This is a genomic window from Nocardioides cavernaquae, from assembly GCF_003600895.1.
Lineage (GTDB): Bacteria > Actinomycetota > Actinomycetes > Propionibacteriales > Nocardioidaceae > Nocardioides > Nocardioides cavernaquae.
Genome location: NZ_QYRP01000002.1, coordinates 2,676,917 through 2,696,810 on the forward strand (window position 1 = coordinate 2,676,917; position 19,894 = coordinate 2,696,810).

A 19,894-nucleotide genomic window follows, 5' to 3' on the forward strand; every position below is an offset into this window, starting at 1 on the left:
TGCCACCAGTGGCAGACATGACGATGTCCGTTGATTTTCTGCCACGGCTCTGGCACGGTGGGTTGATGCTGACGAATGTGGCCGTCCTGGCCTACGAAGGCGTTGCCCCCTTCGAGCTCGGAGTGCTCTGCGAGGCCTTCGGCCTGGACCGCTCCGAGAACGGTGTCCCGCGGCTCGACTTTGCCGTGTGTGCTGCGGACGCCAAGCCCATCCGGACCTCGATGGGCTTCTCGATCCAGGTGGACGAGGGGCTCGACCGCGTCGCCTCGGCCGACCTCGTCGCGGTTCCGGCGATGCCGCGCGGCGGGGTGGCGCCGGAGCCGATCCGCGACGCCCTGCTCGCGGCGTACGAACGCGGAGCCCGCATCCTCTCGGTCTGCAGCGGAGCGTTCACGCTGGGTGCCCTGGGATTGCTCGACGGTCGCGAGTGCACGACGCACTGGATGTTCACCGACGAGCTGCAGCGCCGGTTCCCGCTCGCGCGGGTCATCCCGGAGGTGCTCTACGTCGACTCCGGCCAGGTCGTCACGAGCGCCGGCTCCGCTGCCGGGCTCGATGCGGCGCTGCACATCTGGCGCCAGGAGCACGGCGCATCGGTGGCCAGCATGGTCGCCCGCCGGGCCGTGGTCCCGCCGCACCGCGACGGCGGCCAGGCGCAGTACATCGCCCGCGCCGTGCCTGCCTGTGACGCGGAGACGCTGGGCCCGTTGCTGCTGTGGATCCTGGAGAACCTCACCGAGGACCACGGGGTCGAGACCCTGGCGAGGCGGGTGCACATGTCGCCGCGCACGTTCGCGCGCCGCTTCCGTGACGAGACCGGCTCGACGCCGCACAACTGGGTCACGCGGCAGCGTGTCGCGGCCGCCGAGGAACTGCTCGAGACCAGCGAGCAGCCGGTTGAGTGGATCGCTGCGGAGGTCGGCTTCGCCAACGCCGCGATCCTGCGCCACCACTTCACCAGGACACGCGGCGTCAGCCCCCAGCAGTACCGCCGCACGTTCTGTCCGTCGCCCGGAAGGGCGGTCGTCGAAGCCGGCTGAACGGTCGACGTGCCAGCGGCCTAAGGCCTCTCGTCGTCCGCTTCGGCGGCGAGCTCACGTCGACGCACCTTGCCGGTGAGGGTGCGGGGGAGCTCGTCGCTGAAGCGGTACTCCTTCGGGCGTTTGGGTGGCGCGAGCCGCTCGCGCGCCCAGCCGTCGAGCTCGTCCTCGCTCGCGGTGCCGACGACCGTCGCCACGACGCGCTGTCCCCACTGCTCATCCGGTACGCCGTACACGGCGACGTCGGCGACCAACGGGTGCTCGGCGAGCGCGTTCTCGACCTCGGTGGGATAGACGTTCACGCCGCCCGTGATCACGAGGTCCTCGCGGCGACCGTCGAGGTGGAGGTAGCCCTCCGTGTCGAGCCGGCCCAGGTCGCCGACGCTGAACGCCGGGCCATCGGGAGTGGCGCGCCACGCTTGCGCGGTCTTGTCGGGGTCGTTGAAGTAGCTGAACCGGGCGTGCTCGGGGACCGTGCACCAGATCTGGCCATCGTCGTCGACCGCGATGGTGCGCCCGGGGCGCGCGCGCCCGACCGTGCCGGGGCGGCTGAGCCACTCCTCGCTCGCGCAGGCGGTGAACTGGCCCTCCGTGGAGCCGTAGAACTCCCAGGTCGATCCGGCGGGGAAGAGGTTGATGATCCGGCGCTTGACCACGTCCGGGCAGGCGGCGCCGGCGTGCGCGACGAGGCGGAAGCAGCTCAGGTCCGGAGTCCCGTGCGCGTCCCAGTGCGCGAGGAGCCGCTGCAGGTGGGCCGGCACGCAGAACATGGTGGTGGGGCGTTCGTCGTCGATGATCTGCGTGATCCGCTCGGGGTCGAATCCGGGCTGCCGCCCGTCGCTGTCGAAGCCGACGACGCGACCACCGGCGAGCAGGGTCCCGGTGGCGAATCGCAGCGGGGCCGAGTGGTAGAGCGGGCTCAGGACGAGGTTCACATCGGTGGCGTTGAAGCCCCACAGCTCGCGCTCCTCGGCGACCAGCCTGCGGGCGTTGTCCTCCGAGAGCAGCCCGCTGAAGACGCCCTTCGGGGTGCCGGTCGTGCCGCTGGTGACGTGCATCGGCCGGCCCCTGGGGAGCTCGCGCTTTCGTTCGGTGACGAGTGTCGGGAGTTGGGATTCAGCGGTGATCGTCCGCGCAGGCTGGAGATTGGCGAGGATCCGCTCCCGCTCGTGCGGGGTCAGCCGCGGATCCAGCGGCACCGGGAAGATCCCCTCGGCCAGCAGCGACAGCACCACATCGACGTACGCCGTCGAGCCGGGGACGAGCAGGGCCACCCGGTCCCCGGGCTGGAGGTCGGCGAGCGCGGGAGTCACCCGCCCATCCTGCCCGCTCACACCCCACCCCGCCGAGATGTCGAGTCTGGTCGGGCGGTCAGTGTCGTATCGAGGTGACGCCGTTCGTGGTGGAGGTACAAGGTGGTCATCAGGACCGCCGGCAACCGAGGAGAACTGCCATGACGCACTACCTGCTCAGCGTGCACGGACCGGCCGAGCGCGACGAGTTCGGCAACTACGGCTCGAAGGAGGAGATGGAGGAGGCGTTCGCGGCGACCGGTGCCTTCAACGACAAGATTCGTGCGGATGGATACTGGGTCTTCGCCGGCGGGCTTGCTGCGGCGACGACCGCGACCGTCGTGGACGGCACGGGAGAGACGCCGATCATGACCGACGGGCCCTACCTCGAGACCACGGAGGTCATCGGGGGCTTCTGGGTCGTCGACGCTCCCGACCTCGACGTGGCCCTCAAGCTCGCGGCCGAGGGATCCAGGGCGTGCCGGGGCAAGGTCGAGGTCCGGCCCTTCGACGGCCTTGCCTGACTGCGCATGGACTTCGTCCTCATTCCCGGCGCGACAGGTCGTGCCTGGTACTGGCACCTCGTCGCTCCGCGTCTGGAGGCGGCAGGGCACCGGGTGATCTCGGTGGAGCTGCCCGCGGACGACGACACCAAGGGACTCACGGACTACGCACAGGCCGTGATCGATGCAGCAGGTACGACGACGCGACCCGTGGTTGTGGCGGCATCGCTGGGAGGGTTCACCGCGCCACTGGTGGCCGGGCCGCTCGACACGACGACAATCATCCTGGTCAACGCGATGGTCCCGCTTCCCGGCGAGATGGCCGATGACTGGTGGGGCGACACCGGCATGGAGAAGGCGCGCATCGCGCGAGCAAGGCGGCTCGGGTATCCGGTCGAGTTCGAGCTGGATGCGTACTTCCTCCACGACGTGGATCCCGACGTGATCGCGACGGCCGACCCGAAGGCGGACCAGTCCGACCGGCCGATGCGGGACCCGTGTGCGTTCGAGACGTGGCCGGCACGGGTGATCGCCATCGCTGGCCGCGACGACCGCTTCTTCCCGCTCGAGTTCCAGCAGGATCTGGCCCGGACCCGGCTCGGCGTCGAGCCGATCGTCGTACCCGGAGGGCACCTGGTGGCCCTGAGCCACCCCGAGGAGCTCACCGCAGCAATCCTCAAAGCCGCCGACTCGGAAGGGGAGAGGCCCTGAGAGACTTCGCGGCATGACTCTTCGAGTGGGCCTCACAGGCGGCATCGCCTCGGGCAAGAGCACCGTGTCCCGGATGCTGGCGGACCTCGGCGCCGTGATCATCGACTCCGACCTCATCGCGCGCGAGGTCGTCGAGCCGGGCACGGATGGGCTCGAGGAGGTCGTGGCTGCCTTCGGCGAGGAGATCCTGACCGAGGACGGCGCGCTGGACCGCCCGCGGGTCGGCGCGATCGTGTTCGCCGACCCCGAGAAGCGCAAGGTGCTCGAGGGGATCATTCACCCGCGCGTCTTCATGCGGGCGATCGAGATCGATGAGGCGGCGGGGGAGCACGCCGTGATCGTCAACGACATCCCGTTGCTCGCCGAGACCAACCAGGCTGACCGCTTCGACGCGGTCGTCGTGGTCGACGTACCGACGGAGCTCCAGGTCGAGCGCATGGTGCGCGACCGCGGCATGAGCGTCGAGGAGGCCGAGTCGCGGATCGGTGCGCAGGCCACCCGCGAGCAGCGGCTCGCCATCGCGACCTACGTCATCGAGAACACCGGCACCCTCGAGGACCTGAAGCAGAGCGTCGCCGACGTGTACGCCGCGCTGCTCGCCCGGGCCTGAAATAGGGACAACCCCCGCCGGGGGTGGGCGAGGGTTGTCACGTTGGAAGGCGCTGGGTCAGGCCGCGAGGTCCGGGTCGGCGAACCGGCGGAGCTTCTGCAGCGCCTCGCGCTCGAGCTGGCGCACGCGCTCGGCGGAGATGCCGTGACGCGCACCGATGTCGGCGAGCTTGTGCTGCCGGCCGTCGGTCAGCCCGTAGCGACAGCGGATGATGTCCGCCGCGCGCTCGTCGAGCTGCTCGACCAGCTTGTTCAGGCGCTCGCGGGCCTCGACGTCGAGCATCTCGAGGTCAGGACCGGGAGTGGAGTCCTGAGCCATGAGGTCGCCGAGCGAGGTGCTGCCGTCCTCGTCGAGGGGAGTGTCGAGGCTGATGTGCTCGCGGCCCCAGGCCATCAGGTCGAGGATGCGCTCGATGGGGGAACCGAGCTCCGCGGCGATCTCCTCGGGCTCGGGGTCGCGACCGAGCTGGCGCTCGAGCGTGCGGCGGGCGCTGCCGATCTGGTTGATCTCCTCGACGACGTGCACGGGGAGACGCACGACGCGAGCCTGCTGGGCGATGCCGCGGGTGATCGCCTGACGCACCCACCAGGTGGCGTACGTCGAGAACTTGTAGCCCTTGGTGTAGTCGAACTTCTCGACCGCGCGGATCAGGCCGGTGTTGCCCTCCTGGATCAGGTCGAGCATCGGCATCTGCGCGCGGCCGTACTTGCGGGCGATGGAGACGACGAGGCGGAGGTTGGCGGTGATGAACTGCTGCACCGCGCGCTCGCCCTCCTCGGCGAGCCACTCGAGCTCCTCCTTGGTCGCGCCGCCAGGAGCGCGGTTCTTGCCACTGCGTGCGTAGCGACCCTGGGCGAGGAGCGACTCGGCCATCAGGCCCGCCTCGATGGTCTTGGAGAGCTCGACTTCGGTCGACGCGTCGAGCAGCGGAGTCCGGGCGATCTCGTCGAGGTAGAGGCCAACGCTGTCGCGTCCCTCGATCTCGCGCGTCGCGGACCTTGCGGTAGTGGCCATGTCTGGCCCTCCTTCCCCTGTGCGGCAACGGGGGTGTGCTGCCGCACGTCTCCTTTGCAACGCTCCGACCTACTGCCGGATTCCCGGTACCCGGGGCGTTGTCCTTCACTCCCTACGACGTACGTTCCCGCGCAGAAGTTGCGTCCGGCAATGAATCTCAGGGACTTCTCAGGGGCGGAGGGCCAAAACTCAGGGGTGAGGGGACAAAAGGCCCAACTTCTCGAGGATCCACGCCATCGTGAACGCGCGGTCGTGCCAGGCCTGGTAGCGCCCGGAGACGCCGCCGTGGCCGGCCGCCATCTCGGTCTTGAGCAGGAACTCGCGCCGTCCGGTGGCGGTGGCGCGCAGCTTGGCGATCCACTTCGCCGGCTCGACGTAGAGCACGCGGGTGTCGTTGAGGGAGGTCTCCGCGAGGATCGGCGGATAGTCCACGGCCGCGACGTTGTGGTAGGGCGCGTAGCCGCGCATGCACGCGTACGTCGCGGGGTCGGCCTCCGGGTTGCCCCACTCCTCGTACTCCATGACCGTGAGCGGCAGCGAGCTGTCGAGCATGGTGGTCAGCGCGTCGACGAACGGCACCTGCGCCACCACGCCGGCCCACAACTCGGGAGCCAGGTTGGCAATGGCGCCCATGAGCAGGCCACCCGCACTGCCGCCCTCCGCCACCAGGCGGTCCGGCGAGGTCCAGCCCTCCGCGACCAGGTGACGCGCACACGCGATGAAGTCGGTGAACGTGTTGGGCTTGGCGAGGAACTTGCCGTCCTCGTACCAGTGCCGGCCCATCTCGCCACCGCCACGCACGTGCGCGATCGCGAAGCCGGCGCCCCGGTCGAGCAGCGACAGGCGGGCGACCGAGAAGTAGGGATCGATGGATGCCTCGTAGGAGCCGTAGCCGTAGAGCAGCACGGGCACCGAGCCGTCACGCGGAGCACCCGCGGGCACGACCAGTGAGATCGGCACCCTGGTCCCGTCGGAGGCGGTGGCCCAGATCCGGTGCTCCTCGTACGCCGCGGGGTCGAACGGGCGGCCATCGGGAGCGGGAAGCACCTCGCTCGCCTTGAGCAGCGTGAGCGAGCGGTTCGCCACGTCGTACGAGTAGACGGAGCCGGGACGGGCCATCGTCGTGTAGCCGAGGCGCACGACGGGCTGGTCGAACTCAGGGTTGCTCCCCGAGCCGATCGTGTAGACCTCGTCGTCGAACTCGACGAGGAAGTCATCGGCAACACCCGCGGAGTCGAGCGGCAGGATGCGCAGCCGGGTCAGCCCCTCGCTGCGCTGGTGAACGACCAGGTGGCCCGAGAAGGCGTCGACGTCCTCGAGACGGACACCCTCGGTGTGGGGGATCAGCGCCTTCCAGCCGTCGGGATCGGTCGGAGTGATCGGTGCGATGCCGAGCTCGAAGTCCGGGCCGTTGGCGTTGTGCAGCACGAGGAACTGGTCCTCGCCGCCGATCACCGCGTGCTCGAGGTTGTACTCGACACCCTCGACCCGCGGCCACTCGCGGAAGCCGGCAGCACGGTCCTGGGTGTCGAGGACGCGGTAGGCGGAGGTGGTCTTCGAGCCGCTCGCGATCATCATGAACCGGTCGCTGCGGGTCCGTCCGATGCCGAGCCAGAAGCGCGCGTCGGTCTCCGTGTAGACCAGCTCGTCGTCGGCCTGCGTGGTGCCGAGGGTGTGCTTCCAGACCTTGTCCGGGCGCCAGGAGTCATCGACGGTGGAGTAGTAGAACGCATCTCCGGACGGGTCCCAGGTGGCGCCACCCATGACGCCGGTGATCTCGTCATCCAGCAGTTCCCGGGTCGTGAGGGAGAGCACGCGGATCGTGTAGCGCTCGTCGCCGACGACATCGGTCGCAAAGGCGATCAGCTGGGAGTCGGGGGAGACCGCCGAGCCGCCGAGCGAGAAGAAGTCGTGGCCCTCGGCGAGCACGTTGAGGTCGAGCAGCAGCTCCTCGCCGGGCAGCGCCGGCTGGTCCGGTGCGCAGTCCTCGGCGGGACGAGGCGGAACCCAGTCGCCAGCCGCGCGGATCGGGACGCGGCAGCTGGCGCCGTACTCCTTGCCGGCGAAGCTGCGCGAGTAGTACCAGTGACCGCGGATCCGGTAGGGCACGGAGAGGTCCGTCTCGCGGGTGCGTGCCTTGATCTCGTCGAAGACCGACTGGCGCAGGTCGGCGAGGTGGGCGGTCCGGGACTCGGTGAACGCGTTCTCGGCCTCGAGGTACGCGATGACCTCGGGGTCCTCCTTCGCACGCATCCACTCGTAGTCGTCCACGAAGGTGTCGCCGTGGTGTGTGGCGCTCAGCGGCACCTTCTTCGCCGTGGGTGCCTGGGGGGACGCGCTCTGCTCCTGCATGGCGGTGAGCGTAGCCGGGCGAAGCAGGCCATCCAGCACAGCGCGGGGGAGTCACGCCATGATGGGAGTCATGACGCGACGCATCGACCTCAACGCAGACCTCGGCGAGGAGGTCACCGATGACGCCGCCCTGCTCACCGTCGTCACCAGCGCGAACGTGGCCTGCGGCTACCACGCCGGTACGCCGCAGACGATGCGCTTCGTCTGCGAGGAGGCGGCGCGACTGGGTGTGGCGATCGGCGCGCAGGTGAGCTACCTGGACCGCGAGAACTTCGGCCGGCGGCCGCTCGACATCGCTCCGGCTCTGCTGGAGCAGCAGGTCCTCGACCAGGTCGGAGTGCTCGTCGACATCGCGGAGGCCGCGGGCACGGACGTCTCCTATGTGAAGCCGCACGGCGCGCTCTACAACCGGGTCGTCGACGACGAGGAGCAGGCCTCCGCTGTCCTGGTCGGGTCGGGCTCGCTCCCCGTGCTGGGGCTCCCGGGTGGGGCACTGCTCCGGCTCGCTGTCGACGCCGGGCGCGAGATCCGGCTCGAGGGATTTCCGGACCGCGGCTACACGCCCGAGGGCCGGCTGGTCCCGCGCGACCAGCCCGGTGCCCTGATCCATGACCCGGAGGCGATCGCTGCGCACGCGGTGGCGTTGGCCGAGTCGGTGGACTCCGTCTGCGTCCACGGTGACTCCCCGGGCGCTGTCGTGGCCGCGAGGGCGGTGCGTCGTGCCCTGGAGATCGAGGGTTGGGACGTCGCCCGATGGTGACCCCGTGGTGACGCCGTTGCTCCGTTGTCGGGCCGTCGGCGTGGGCGGCCTCCTGGTCGAGGTGGTCGACGCGGGCCAGGCGCTCGACCTGGCGCTCTGGGCGCGCGGTCGTATCCACTCGGTGGACATCGTTCCGGCTGCGCGGACGGTGCTCTTCGACGGCTGTGTGCCGGAGCGCGTGACTGCCGTGCTGCGTGACTGGATGCCCGGAGGTGATCTGCCCGAGGGGCCGATCGTGGAGCTGGCCGTGGTCTACGACGGTCCCGATCTCGCCTCGACCGCGTCCCTCATCGGCATCACGGCGGAGGACCTGGTGGAGCAGCACACGGCGATCGAGCACGTGGTCGCCTTCTGCGGCTTCGCGCCCGGGTTCGGCTATCTGGCCGGATCACCCTGGGACGTGCCGCGGCTGGAGGCGCCACGACCGCGGGTCGAGCCCGGATCGGTCGGCCTGGCGGGCACCTGGACGGGGGCATACCCGTCGGCATCACCCGGTGGCTGGAGGCTGATCGGACGCACCGAAGCGGTGCTCTGGGACCCGTCGCGACCCGAGCCGGCCCTTCTTGCGCCCGGCACGCGGGTGAGGTTCGTGGCCCGATGACGCTGACGATCATCGATGCCGGCGCGCTGACCACCGTCCAGGACCTCGGTCGGCCCGGCCATGCCCATCTCGGGGTGCCACGGGCCGGCGCTCTCGATGCTCCCGCTGCCGCGCTCGGCAACCGCATCGTCGGCAATCCACCCTCGGCCGCGGTGCTCGAGACCACCGTCTCCGGGTGCACCCTCCGGTCCCAGACCGGTCACTGGATCGCGGTCACCGGTGCTCCGTGCCACCTCAGCGTCGACGGCCACCAGGCGGCGTTCGCGGCACCCGTCTGGGTGGCCCCGGGGGCGACGCTCGTGGTCGGTCCGGCGACGTCCGGCGTGCGGACCTATGTGGCGGTCGCTGGTGGCATCGCGGTCGCGCCGGTGCTCGGCTCCCGCTCCACCGACACGCTCGCCGGGGTCGGACCACCGCTGGCCTTGGCCGGGATGGACCTCCCGATCGGCGTACCCACGCGCGAGCCGCAGGCGCACGACACTCCACGCCCGCCCGCTGCCGGGCCGCTCCGGTTGCTGCCGGGACCACGAGCGGACTGGTTCACCGATCCCCTCGGTCACCTCTGCGCGACGTCGTACGCCGTGGGGGAGGCGTCCAACCGCATCGGTCTGCGACTGCACGGCGCACCGCTGCCCCGGGTGCGTGCGGGTGAGCTGGCCAGCGAGGGCATGGTGCTCGGGGCCGTGCAGGTGCCGCCCGACGGCCAGCCCGTGGTGTTCCTCGCCGACCATCCCGTGACCGGTGGCTATCCCGTCGCCGCGGTGGTCCACCCCGATGACCTCCATCGCTGCGCGCAGCTGCGTCCAGGCGAGCAGGTCAGGTTTCGTCGGGCGTGACCTCGGAGGAGTAGTGGCCCAGCGCGGGGTCGTCGGCGGCGTATGACCTGACGGGGCCCGGCCCCGTCTCCGCCGTCTCGAACCGGACCGTCACGACGCCCTTGCCCGAGCCCCACACCCAGCCGCGACCCATCTCCGCGTGGACGACGTCCTGCCCCGGCCACCAGCCGCGGCCGTAGCGGGACTCGAGCTGGGGGATGTCGTCCTCGGGTGTCTCCTCCTCGGTGGCGCCGAAGAGGTCGTCCTGCACCCAGTCGGCGAGGCCGGAGACGCCGACCCCGAGGAGGCGCACGCCACCAGTGGTGTCGAGATCGGCGAGCAGGGTCCGGGCGATGCGGGCGATCGTGGCGGAGCTGTCGGTCGGGGACGGGAGCGTGGCCGAGCGGCTCAGCGTCGTGAAGTCGTAGAGCCGCACCTTGATGCTCACGGTGCGGCCGGACAGCCCGTGCTTGCGCAAGCGCTCTGCGACGTGGCCCGCCTGCCGGGTGAGCAGGCTCTCCATCACCTTGCGGTCGGTCAGGTCGTCCTCGTAGGTGCCCTCGACACTCACGGACTTCGTCTCGCGCTCGGCCACGACCGGGCGGCTGTCGAGGGCCCGGGCGAGGTGCCACAGGCTGTGCCCGTGGGCGCTGCCGACCTGGCTGACCAGCTCGTCCTCGCTCACCGCCTCGAGCTCGGCGATGGTCTGGACCCCCGCGCGACGGAGCCGCTCCGCGGTGGCAGGTCCGACGCCCGGGATGACCGTGACCGACATCGGCCGCAGCAGCTCCTGCTCCGTGCCCGGGGCCACGATGACGAGGCCGTCGGGCTTGTCCAGGTCGCTGGCCACCTTGGCGATGAACTTCGAGGTGCCGAGCCCGACGCTCGCGGTGAGGCCACCGGTCACCTCCTTGACCCGCGCCCGCAGCTCGTGGCCGAACGAGGTGAGCGACTCGACGTCGTACGCCGGGAGGTCGGCCGCCGCGAGGTCGACGAAGGCCTCGTCGAGGCTCAGCGGTTCAACGAGCGGCGAGACGCTCCGCAGGAGCTCCATGACCGCTCGCGACGCCTCCTGGTAGGCGCCGAACCGGCCGGTCAGGAAGGCTGCGTGCGGGCACTTCGCGCGGGCCTCGCGTGTCGACATCGCCGACCGGACACCGAAGACGCGGGCCTCGTAGGAGCAGGTGGCGACGACTCCGCGACCACCGACGCCGCCGACGATCACCGGCTTGCCGCGCAGCGACGGCTTGTCGCGCTGCTCGACGGAGGCGAAGAACGCGTCGAGGTCGATGTGGAGGACCGAGGCGTGCGGTCTCACGGGGCTGCGGGCGGTCACGATGCCAGGACCCTATCCGTCGCTACCGACAGCCCTGTGGACCTGCGCGGCCCGGTTTTCGCACACGGAGCGCGAGGCGCCCGGGGTGATCCACCGGGGGCGAGGTGCTGCGGGACCGCAGCCGGTCAGCCCGGGAAGTCCATGTCATGAAGACACCCACCACACTCACCGCCCGCAGCCCGGAAGACCTGATGGCCGTCGTCCCCGCCGTGCTCGGGTTCCACCCTGAGGAGTCGCTCGTCATGCTCACCTTCGGCGGCGGAGGTGGGTTCCACGCACGGATCGACCTTCCCGCCGAGCCAGCGCAGCTGCCCGAGGCCTGCTTCGCGCTCCTCCAGCCCGCCCGGCGTCAGGAGGTGGAGAGGGTCATCTTCATCGCGTACTCCGCTGACGCAGAGCGAGCGAGCGCGGTGGCGCTGGCGGTGAGCGACGTCTTCGACCTCGAGGGGTTCGACGTCATGGAGCCGCTGCGCAGCGACGGCTCCTCCTGGCACTTCGTCTGCAGCTGCGACGACCCCGACCACGTCGGCCCCCATCCGTACGACGTGTCGGCCCACCCGTTCACGGCCGAGGCCGTTCTGGACGGCCGGGTCACCCACGCGACGCGCGACGAGCTGGCAGGCACGCTGTCTCCCGACGTCGAGGCAACAGGACGGGTCGAGGCCGGCCTGGTTGCACCGCCACCCAGGCGCGACCGCGCCCGGGAGCAGCGGCGCATGGAGAAGCTGGTCCGCCGCCACACCCGCGAGCGCACCGAGCCGTCGGATGCTGACGTCGTCTGGCTCGCCCTCGCCTGCACGGACGTGCTCGTCCGGGACGTCGCGCTGTTCCTCGTTGACCGAGGGGGCGCCCGCGACCACGCCGACTTCTGGCGGTCGGTCATGCGTCGCACGCCGGAGCGTTGGCTGCCGGGGCCTGCGGCGATGCTCGGCTTCTGTGCCTGGCTCGCCGGTGACGGCGCGCTCGCCTGGTGTGCAGTCGACCGGTGCCGCGAGGTCGACCCGGACTACTCGCTGGCCGACTGCGTCGCCGAGCTGCTGACCCGCGCCGTGCCGCCGCATACGTGGGGCACGGAAACGTGGGGACGCTGAGCCGTCGGTTGCCTGTCAGCGGAGCCGGAGGCGTTGCCAGGTCCGCTGCTCGCCGGTGGACGGCCGGTGCCAGCCTGACTTGGTGACGACGACGAACCAGGGGAGCGGCGCCTCTGCTTCGCTGAACGCTGCCCGTGCTGCGGCGAGCCACGCGACGTCGAGGTCGTGCGGCTCCGGCACCCCGACGCGGGTCAGCCAGACCCCGGGGAGTGCCTCCTCGTCCTGCATACGCAACAGCCCCGCGACCAGATCGGTCCGGAGAGCGTGATCGGGACGTGCCGGTTCGCTGAGCTTGTGCCGTGATCCATCTGGCAGACCCACGTGGATGGCAGGGGCGAAGACCCGTGCCCGCGTCGATCTGCGTAGGTCGAAGACAGCCCGCCGCAGCGCGGCGTACATCGGATCGTCGAGTGGCGCCACATCCATCCCGCCACCTTGCCCCAGCCGGTCTCTCCATCGGAGTGCTCGTCCACAGGGCCGAACCAGACTGCGGCAAGATGGGGGCATGGCCTTCCAGATCGCCCAGGACCCCGCTGCTGACCAGGTGCTCACCGACAGCTCGTTCGCACTGCTCGCCGGCATGGCGCTCGACCAGCAGTATCCGATGGAGCATGCGTTCCGTGGCCCCGCGAAGATCCTTGAGCGCTTGGGCAGCATCGACCCCCGGGACATCGCGGCGGCTGACCCCGAGGCATTCGCGGCGCTTTGCGCGACGACGCCCGCAGTCCACCGTTTCCCGGGCTCGATGGCGGGCAAGCTGCAGGCGCTGGCTCAGCTCATCGTCGACGAGTACGACGGCGACACCGCCCGCCTCTGGAACGAGGCCGCTGATGGCAAGGACCTCCTCAAGCGGATGACCGCGCTCCCCGGGTTCGGCAAGCAGAAGGCGCAGATCTTCGTGGCGCTGCTGGCCAAGCAGGTCGGCGTCCGCCCAGCGGGTTGGGAGACGGTGGTCGGTGACTACGCGCTCGACGGCTACCGCTCGGTGGCCGATGTGGTGGACGGCGATTCACTGCTCAAGGTGCGCGCCTACAAGCAGGAGAAGAAGGCCGCAGCGAAGACAGCTGCGCCTACGGCGTGACATCGCCCCTGCCCGCCCGTTGACTCACCGAGGGTCGATGGCGGGGGAGCCTTGATTCCCGTGGCAGAATGACGGCGCGGCTCTTGACGACAGCGGGCCCTGCCGCGCCCCAAACTCAGTTTCACCGAGAGGTATTCGTGTCGCGCAAGCTGCTTCCGGCCGAGGTCCTGTCCCACCCCGAGATCGTTGGGCTGGTGACGCTCGCCGAGCCGACCGGCACGCTGACGCCGGAGCAGGTGCGCCAGGCGAGCGAGGCCGCGGCCATCGAGCCGCGCCACCTCAAGGCGCTCCTGGTCCACCTCGCTGCCGAGGGGATCACCGTCGCGGTGAACGTGGACGACCACCACAAGGCCGTCGCCGCGACGACCGCCCGCAAGACCACCACTGCCAAGGCCCCGGCAAAGAAGGCAGCCGCGCCGGCCAAGCGGGCTGCCGCTGCTCCGGCCGCCTCCGACGTCGACGAGGCACCGGCCGCGCCCGCCAAGAAGGCCCCTGCGCGCAAGACCGCTGCCAAGAAGGCTGCCGCGGCTCCCGCCGAGACCGTTGAGGTCGTCGTGGGCCCCGATGGCACCAAGGTCCTGCCGGACCTGCCGGACGAGCAGTTCGAGAAGGACGTCGTCGCCGACCCGACCATCAAGGAGGACGAGAAGAACGCGTCCTTCGTGGTCTCCGCGGCCGACGAGACCGACGAGCCTGCCCAGCAGGTCATGGTCGCCGGCGCCACGGCCGACCCGGTCAAGGACTACCTGAAGCAGATCGGCAAGGTGCCCCTCCTCAACGCCGAGATGGAGGTCGAGCTCGCCAAGCGGATCGAGGCCGGCCTCTTCGCCTCGGAGAAGCTCTCCAAGGGCGGCAAGATCACCCCGAAGCTCCTCGACGAGCTCGAGTGGATCACCGCTGACGGTGGCCGCGCCAAGAACCACCTGCTCGAGGCCAACCTCCGCCTCGTCGTCTCCCTGGCCAAGCGCTACACCGGCCGCGGCATGCTCTTCCTGGACCTGATCCAGGAGGGCAACCTCGGTCTGATCCGCGCGGTCGAGAAGTTCGACTACACCAAGGGCTACAAGTTCTCGACGTACGCCACGTGGTGGATCCGTCAGGCCATCACCCGCGCCATGGCCGACCAGGCGCGCACCATCCGCATCCCGGTGCACATGGTCGAGGTCATCAACAAGCTTGCACGCGTCCAGCGCCAGATGCTCCAGGACCTGGGCCGCGAGCCCACCCCGGAGGAGCTGGCCAAGGAGCTCGACATGACCCCGGAGAAGGTCATCGAGGTCCAGAAGTACGGCCGTGAGCCGATCTCGCTGCACACCCCCCTGGGTGAGGACGGCGACTCCGAGTTCGGTGACCTGATCGAGGACTCCGAGGCCATCGTCCCGGCTGACGCCGTGTCGTTCACGCTCCTCCAGGAGCAGCTGCACGCTGTCCTCGACACGCTCTCCGAGCGTGAGGCCGGTGTCGTGTCGATGCGCTTCGGCCTGACCGACGGCCAGCCGAAGACGCTTGACGAGATCGGCAAGGTCTACGGGGTCACGCGCGAGCGCATCCGCCAGATCGAGTCGAAGACCATGTCCAAGCTGCGCCACCCGTCGCGCTCGCAGGTCCTGCGCGACTACCTCGACTGATTCTTTTCTCCGCACGACGCCCCCGGCCGCTGTGGCCGGGGGCGTCGTGCATTTCGCCCGCGGTGACAGGATCGGCCCCATGACTCGCCGGGGGATCCAGGACTCCATACCGCTGTTCATCCCGGCGATCCCGTTCGCCTTCGTGCTCGGAGTCGCGATCCTCGACTCCGGCATGAACGAGCTGGTCGGCTGGTCCAGCTCCTCGATCGTGTACGCCGGGGCGGCACAGCTCACGCTCGTCACCCTGCTCGGAGGAGGCGCGGCCTGGTTGGCCGCCGTCAGCGCCGCCCTCGTGGTCAACAGTCGCCACGCGTTGTACTCCCTGGCGCTGGCGCCGACCTTCCAGCGCCAACCTGCCTGGTTCCGCTGGCTGGGGTCGGCTCTCCTGATCGACCAGGTCTTCGTCCTCGCGGAGGCGCGCAAGGACGACTCCGCCGCGGACTTTCGCCGCTACTACCTGAGCTCCGCACTGTTCTTCGTCGTCGCCTGGAACCTGTGCGTGGCACTCGGCCTGCTGATCGGGCCTGCCGTGCCGACGGAGTGGGGCCTTGCGTTCGCCATTCCGGTGATGTTCACCGGAATGCTGATCGGCGGGTTGAACGCGCCGCCCAAGGTCGCTGCCGCCGCAGTCGCTGCTGCGGTCACCGCGCTGGCCGCGGGGATGCCCAACCGCACCGGGCTCCTGGTCGGTGCCGCTGCGGGCATCGCCGCCGGCATGGCAGTGGCGCGGGCACGCCGATGACGGATTTCGCGGCGGTGCTCGTCGTCGGCGTCGGCACCTTCCTGAGTCGAGGGATCTTCATCCTCGGCCTGGCGAACCGCCGGATCCCGGTCCCGGTGCTCACCGCCCTGGAGTACGTCGGGCCGGCGACGCTGGCCGCTCTCGTCGCCTCCCTGATGACGGCCGGCGGGGAGCTGGTGCTGGGGTGGCCGGAGGCTGCCGGCCTGGCTGCAGCCGTGGGCTGCGGCGTGCGCACACGCAACCTGACGGTCATCCTGCTGGCTGGCATGACGGCGTACTGGGTGGGACACGCTCTCACCTGAGCCGGGAAGTTTCCTCCCCTGGGAGGACGCGGTGACCCGCTTGCCGGAGAACACTGGCGGACATGGAGATCGCAACCCTGACCCGCTGGTACCTCGGCTTCGGACTCGGCCGGAGCCTCTTGCGGATGGCTGCGCGACGCGGAGACATGATCCCGCGGGCGCTCGTCGACCCGTCGCTCCAGGCGGATCCCTATCCGTTCTTCGAGGAGCTGCGTGCGCGCGGCCCGGTCGTGCAGGAGCGGCTGACCGCGGCGACCACGTCCCACGCCGCGACGAAGGAACTCCTCCGCAGCCCGGATGTGGGTGTGGGCGGTGGGCACGGCGAGCTGCCGAAGCCGTTGCGTCGTCTTCTGGCCGGTCTGCAGCGCGCCCAGGTGCTCGGTCCGATGGACCCGCCGTCGATGCTGGCCGTCGACGCGCCCAGGCACACCCGCTACCGCAAGCTGATCTCGCGCGAGTTCACAGCGCGTGCAGTCGCTAGGCACGAGGAGCGGATTCAGGCTGTCGCCGAACGGCTCCTCGACGACCTGGCAGCGGAGACCGGGGACGTCGACATCGTCCAGAGGTACGCCACGCTGCTCCCCGTGGCCGTCATCGGCGACCTGCTCGGCATCCCCGACGACCAGCGCGACGAGCTGCTGCGCCTGGGGAACGACGCTGCCCTGACCCTCGACCCGGGCCTCGGCCTCGCGGCGTACCGTCGCGCGGAGAGGTCGATCCGCGAGCTGCACGCGATGATCGAGGCGCACATCGTCCGGCTGCGCGAGAACCCCGGAGAGGACCTGCTCAGCCGTCTGGTGATGCTGGAGGGTGAGGATGCGCTCACCGACGTCGAACTTCATGCGATCGCCCTGCTCACCCTCGGCGCCGGCTTCGAGACCACGGTCAACCTGATCGGCCACGGCGTGCTCCTCCTCGCCGAGCACCCGGAGCAGCGCGCCCTGCTCACCGACAGGCCCGAGCTCTGGCCCAATGCGGTGGAGGAGATGCTCCGCATCCAGCCGCCGGTCCAGTTCACCCTCCGCGTGACCTACGTGCCGACCACGATCGCGGGCCAGACGATCGCGAAGGGGATGCCGGTGACGGCGATGATCGCCGCCGCGAACCGAGATCCTTCGGTGTTCCCGGAGCCGGAGCGTTTCGACGTCACGCGGGCCAACGCGCACGACCACCTCGCGTTCTCGGCAGGGGAGCACTACTGCGTGGGCTCCGGGCTGGCCCGCCTCGAAGGCGCGATCGCGCTGCGCACCCTCTTCGAGCGCTTTCCTGATCTCGCCGTGACCGGCACGCCCGAGCTGCGGGAGACCAGGGTGCTGCGCGGCTACGACCGGATCCCGGTGGTGCTCGGTACCCGCGTCGCGGCAGGATGAGTGCATGTTCACCGTCGCGCTCGTCCTTGCCGGCCTCGCCGCGCTCCTGCACGTCTACATCTGGGTCCTCGAGTCGCTGGTCTGGTCGACGAAGGGACGACGCGTCTTCGGGATCTCCGCCGAGCAGGCCGAGGCGAACCGGCAGTTCGCCTACAACCAGGGGTTCTACAACCTGTTCCTCGCGATCGGCACCGGTGTCGGTGTCGCCTTCGCGGCCGGCGACTGCCACTGGGGCATCCCGCTGGTCGTCTTCGGCACGGCCTCCATGCTCGGCGCCGCGCTGGTGCTGGTGACGGATGACCGCACCCAGGTGCGCGGGGCGCTCGTGCAGGGCACCTTCCCGGCTCTCGCGCTGATCGCCCTCGCACTTCACGCTCTCTGAGCCGGGACCCGGCCAGGGGTTGCGAGCGGGGAGCCCCAGCCCCCGGGCCTGACGCACCCGAGCCCCCGGACCTGGAGCCCCCGGACCCGGCCCGTGCCTCTCTCCCGAGGTTCAGTCCGGCCTGTTCGGGCAGGCTCGTGGAGGCGATGGTCAGAGCGATCGGCCGACAGGCAGAGTCGGGAACTGGTGTTGACCCGACATGGCGGGTTCATCGCGGGACACCAGCCAGGATCCGGTGGTTTGGGGTGGGCGTCCGTTCCTGGGACTCCTCGACGCGCAGACTGCGCGCCGGATTCGGCAAATGGGGAATCTGTCATGTCCAAGCTGCACCCACACCTGAGCCGCCGCACTCGTGCGGCCGCCTTCGGCCTCGTCCTTGCCGTGGCCGGCACCGTCACCGCGGCGGTACCGAGCTCCGCCGAGGTCGCGGACGACACAGTCTTCGAGCTCGACCGCAACGCGGTCAACCAGACCCCCAACCCGACGGGTCACGACTGGAGCGACTTCGTCGGCGGAGGAACGGCCGGCTCGCTCGCGACCTCGGGGATCGTCGTCGACCCCAAGGGCGAGACGATCTTCAGCACTGGTGGTTCCAAGGATGACCTGGACATCCCGAGCTGGCGGCACTCGTCCGGCTCGGTCCCGGACAAGGACGAGATCACCAACGCGTACGCCGCGGCGTACAACGTCGACGGTGACCTGGTGACCTACTTCGGGTCCGATCGTTTTGCGCAGAACGGCTCGGCCAACGTCGGTTTCTGGTTCCTCAAGAACCAGGTGCCCAACCCTCTTCCCGCCAACGGCACGTTCGGCATCGACCACGAGGTGCACGACGTCCTCGTGCTGAGTGAGTTCACCAACGGCGGAGCGGTCTCGACGATCGAGGTGTGGGAGTGGAACCCGGCGCAGGCCAGTGCCGGCGGCAACGGAGTGCTCAAGAAGCTCTTCCCGACCGGTGCAGCGACAACGGCCGACTGCACGGTTGCCGGGCACTCCCCGCTCGCATGCGCGACCGTCAACGCGGCTGGCATCTCCGCTCCGTGGCCGTACACCCCGAAGCAGGGCCCGGCGGGCACCATCCCGAAGGGCGGGTTCTTCGAGGGCGGCGTGAACTTGAGTGAGCTGCTGGGCACCACCCCGTGCTTCTCGTCCTTCCTCGCCGAGACCCGGTCCTCGCCGTCGCTCGACGCGACCCTCAAGGACTTCGTCTCAGGCTCGTTCCCGCTGTGCAGCGCGAACATCAGCATCGGTGACAGCGACACGAACGCGATCGGTGAGCAGCACACGTTCACCGTGACCGTGAACAAGGTCGTCGCAGGTACGTCGTCGCCGGTCTCGGGCAACCACCCGGCCGTGACGCTGAGCGACAGCCCTGATGTCGGCGCCGACCTGCACGTCCTGGTCAACACCTGTGACAGCGTCGACACCGACGGTGCCGGACCGGACACCGGTGCGGGCACCAACGCCAGCGGGCAGTGCGTCGTCACGTTCTACTCGGACAAGGCGACAGTGGTCACCGGCTCGGCGACCTCATCGGTCGACCTCGGTGGCGGCACCACGGTGGCCGTGGCCACCGGCACGGCAAGCAGCCCGAATGCTGTGAAGACCTTCGTCGACGGCACCCTGCGCTGGCTCAAGCACGACCACCAGGGGACCCTCCTCGGGGGAGCCACCTTCTGGGTCTGCCAGACCACGGGCTACGACAGCAGCACGAACCCGGACACCTACCCGCCGATCGCGGACACCAACCCCGACCCGGGCAAGGACAACGACAGCCGCTGCATCGTGGTCGCTGACAACGGATCGGCCGACGACGATCCGACCGCGGGTGAGTTCCAGATCGACGACGTCTTCCTGGGGACCTACACGATCCAGGAGAAGGCGGCACCGTCCGGCTACCAGCTCGATCCTGACGAGGTGACGGTCAACGTCGCCTTCGACAGCCCGGGCACCGCCGAGATCAACGAGTCGATCGGCCAGCCCGCGTCCGCGTTCGTCAACATCCCGCTCTACAAGGTGATCGTGCTGACCTGCACGACCACCGGTGAGCTCGTCGACTCGACCGTTGACGAGGACCCGAACACGGCGGGTGGACAGAAGGCGACCATCACCGACGCACCGGAAGGGCTAACTGAGGCCGAGTTGTGTGGCCTCGGTGGAGCGTCGTACGACAACAGGGCACCGGCGACCTACGACTACGCCGTCGAGGTCCCGGACGAGGCACCGCTGCTTCCGTAGAGCGTGTCGCGACGCCAGGGGCTCGC

20 protein-coding genes are annotated in these 19,894 nt (G+C 70.0%); 15 read left to right on the forward strand and 5 right to left on the reverse strand.

All coding sequences use genetic code 11. The features are described 5' to 3' along the window. Positions 1-65 precede the first annotated feature (65 nt). Complete coding sequence (locus D4739_RS12865) at positions 66-1,040, forward strand: helix-turn-helix domain-containing protein (protein ID WP_120060988.1); 975 nt, start codon at positions 66-68, stop codon at positions 1,038-1,040. Between the two features lie 20 nt (positions 1,041-1,060). On the opposite strand, the gene D4739_RS12870 is transcribed toward D4739_RS12865, so the two are convergent. Continuing rightward, positions 1,061-2,353: a class I adenylate-forming enzyme family protein gene (locus tag D4739_RS12870; protein WP_120060989.1), complete on the reverse strand. Its 1,293-nt coding sequence runs from the start codon at positions 2,351-2,353 to the stop codon at positions 1,061-1,063. 140 nt (positions 2,354-2,493) lie between these two features. Here D4739_RS12870 and D4739_RS12875 point away from each other — a divergent pair, with 140 nt between their 5' ends. The 3 genes from D4739_RS12875 to coaE are packed head-to-tail and all read left to right on the forward strand — an operon-like array spanning position 2,494 to position 4,156. Next, positions 2,494-2,856 carry a YciI family protein gene (locus D4739_RS12875; protein WP_120060990.1) on the forward strand — a complete coding sequence of 121 codons (363 nt, stop codon included), beginning with the start codon at positions 2,494-2,496 and terminating at the stop codon, positions 2,854-2,856. 6 nt (positions 2,857-2,862) lie between these two features. Further along, complete coding sequence (locus D4739_RS12880) at positions 2,863-3,546, forward strand: alpha/beta fold hydrolase (RefSeq protein ID WP_120060991.1); 684 nt, start codon at positions 2,863-2,865, stop codon at positions 3,544-3,546. A 13-nt stretch (positions 3,547-3,559) separates the two neighbouring features. After that, positions 3,560-4,156: a dephospho-CoA kinase gene (gene coaE / locus D4739_RS12885; protein WP_120060992.1), complete on the forward strand. Its 597-nt coding sequence runs from the start codon at positions 3,560-3,562 to the stop codon at positions 4,154-4,156. A gap of 57 nt (positions 4,157-4,213) precedes the next feature. On the opposite strand, the gene D4739_RS12890 is transcribed toward coaE, so the two are convergent. Further along, positions 4,214-5,170 (reverse strand): sigma-70 family RNA polymerase sigma factor, encoded by a 957-nt coding sequence (locus D4739_RS12890; RefSeq protein WP_120060993.1) that lies wholly within the window; start codon positions 5,168-5,170, stop codon positions 4,214-4,216. A gap of 189 nt (positions 5,171-5,359) precedes the next feature. Then, on the reverse strand, positions 5,360-7,522 hold the full coding sequence (locus tag D4739_RS12895; RefSeq protein WP_120060994.1) for a S9 family peptidase: 2,163 nt from the start codon (positions 7,520-7,522) through the stop codon (positions 5,360-5,362). 70 nt (positions 7,523-7,592) lie between these two features. Here D4739_RS12895 and D4739_RS12900 point away from each other — a divergent pair, with 70 nt between their 5' ends. From D4739_RS12900 to D4739_RS12910, 3 genes are read left to right on the forward strand one after another with little or no spacing between them, the layout of a single operon-like run. Continuing rightward, on the forward strand, positions 7,593-8,282 hold the full coding sequence (locus D4739_RS12900) for a 5-oxoprolinase subunit PxpA (RefSeq protein ID WP_120060995.1): 690 nt from the start codon (positions 7,593-7,595) through the stop codon (positions 8,280-8,282). 4 nt (positions 8,283-8,286) lie between these two features. Then, on the forward strand, positions 8,287-8,883 hold the full coding sequence (locus D4739_RS12905; RefSeq protein WP_120060996.1) for a 5-oxoprolinase subunit B family protein: 597 nt from the start codon (positions 8,287-8,289) through the stop codon (positions 8,881-8,883). Continuing rightward, entirely contained in the window at positions 8,880-9,719 is an 840-nt protein-coding gene (locus tag D4739_RS12910; protein ID WP_120060997.1) for a 5-oxoprolinase subunit C family protein, read from the forward strand. Before D4739_RS12905 ends, D4739_RS12910 begins: the two co-directional genes overlap by 4 nt. Here D4739_RS12910 and D4739_RS12915 read toward each other — a convergent pair. Continuing rightward, entirely contained in the window at positions 9,700-11,016 is a 1,317-nt protein-coding gene (locus tag D4739_RS12915; protein WP_120061898.1) for a DNA polymerase IV, read from the reverse strand. The two genes, D4739_RS12910 and D4739_RS12915, sit on opposite strands and share 20 nt — an antisense overlap. Before the next feature lie 164 nt (positions 11,017-11,180). On the opposite strand from D4739_RS12915, the gene D4739_RS12920 reads away from it, so the two are divergent. Beyond that, positions 11,181-12,125 carry a DUF4192 domain-containing protein gene (locus tag D4739_RS12920; protein WP_120060998.1) on the forward strand — a complete coding sequence of 315 codons (945 nt, stop codon included), beginning with the start codon at positions 11,181-11,183 and terminating at the stop codon, positions 12,123-12,125. A gap of 15 nt (positions 12,126-12,140) precedes the next feature. Here the strand turns inward: D4739_RS12920 and D4739_RS12925 are convergent, their stop codons facing one another. Beyond that, a complete protein-coding gene (locus D4739_RS12925; protein WP_120060999.1) occupies positions 12,141-12,353 on the reverse strand; it encodes a hypothetical protein in 213 nt (70 codons plus the stop codon). A gap of 277 nt (positions 12,354-12,630) precedes the next feature. On the opposite strand from D4739_RS12925, the gene D4739_RS12930 reads away from it, so the two are divergent. From D4739_RS12930 to D4739_RS12960, 7 genes are all read left to right on the forward strand, one after another. Next, on the forward strand, positions 12,631-13,206 hold the full coding sequence (locus D4739_RS12930) for an HhH-GPD-type base excision DNA repair protein (protein ID WP_120061000.1): 576 nt from the start codon (positions 12,631-12,633) through the stop codon (positions 13,204-13,206). Between the two features lie 137 nt (positions 13,207-13,343). Further along, entirely contained in the window at positions 13,344-14,834 is a 1,491-nt protein-coding gene (locus D4739_RS12935) for an RNA polymerase sigma factor (protein WP_120061001.1), read from the forward strand. Between the two features lie 79 nt (positions 14,835-14,913). Further along, a complete protein-coding gene (locus D4739_RS12940) occupies positions 14,914-15,576 on the forward strand; it encodes an AzlC family ABC transporter permease (protein ID WP_120061002.1) in 663 nt (220 codons plus the stop codon). Beyond that, the gene (locus tag D4739_RS12945) at positions 15,573-15,878 is read left to right on the forward strand and encodes an AzlD domain-containing protein (protein ID WP_120061003.1); all 306 of its coding nucleotides are present in this window, start codon (positions 15,573-15,575) and stop codon (positions 15,876-15,878) included. Before D4739_RS12940 ends, D4739_RS12945 begins: the two co-directional genes overlap by 4 nt. 62 nt (positions 15,879-15,940) lie before the next feature. Further along, positions 15,941-17,248, forward strand: a complete 1,308-nt coding sequence (locus tag D4739_RS12950; RefSeq protein ID WP_120061004.1) for a cytochrome P450 — start codon at positions 15,941-15,943, stop codon at positions 17,246-17,248. 4 nt (positions 17,249-17,252) lie between these two features. Continuing rightward, complete coding sequence (locus D4739_RS12955) at positions 17,253-17,630, forward strand: DUF1304 domain-containing protein (RefSeq protein WP_120061005.1); 378 nt, start codon at positions 17,253-17,255, stop codon at positions 17,628-17,630. A 315-nt stretch (positions 17,631-17,945) separates the two neighbouring features. Beyond that, positions 17,946-19,868, forward strand: a complete 1,923-nt coding sequence (locus D4739_RS12960; RefSeq protein WP_120061006.1) for a prealbumin-like fold domain-containing protein — start codon at positions 17,946-17,948, stop codon at positions 19,866-19,868. The last annotated feature ends 26 nt before the right edge of the window (positions 19,869-19,894 follow it).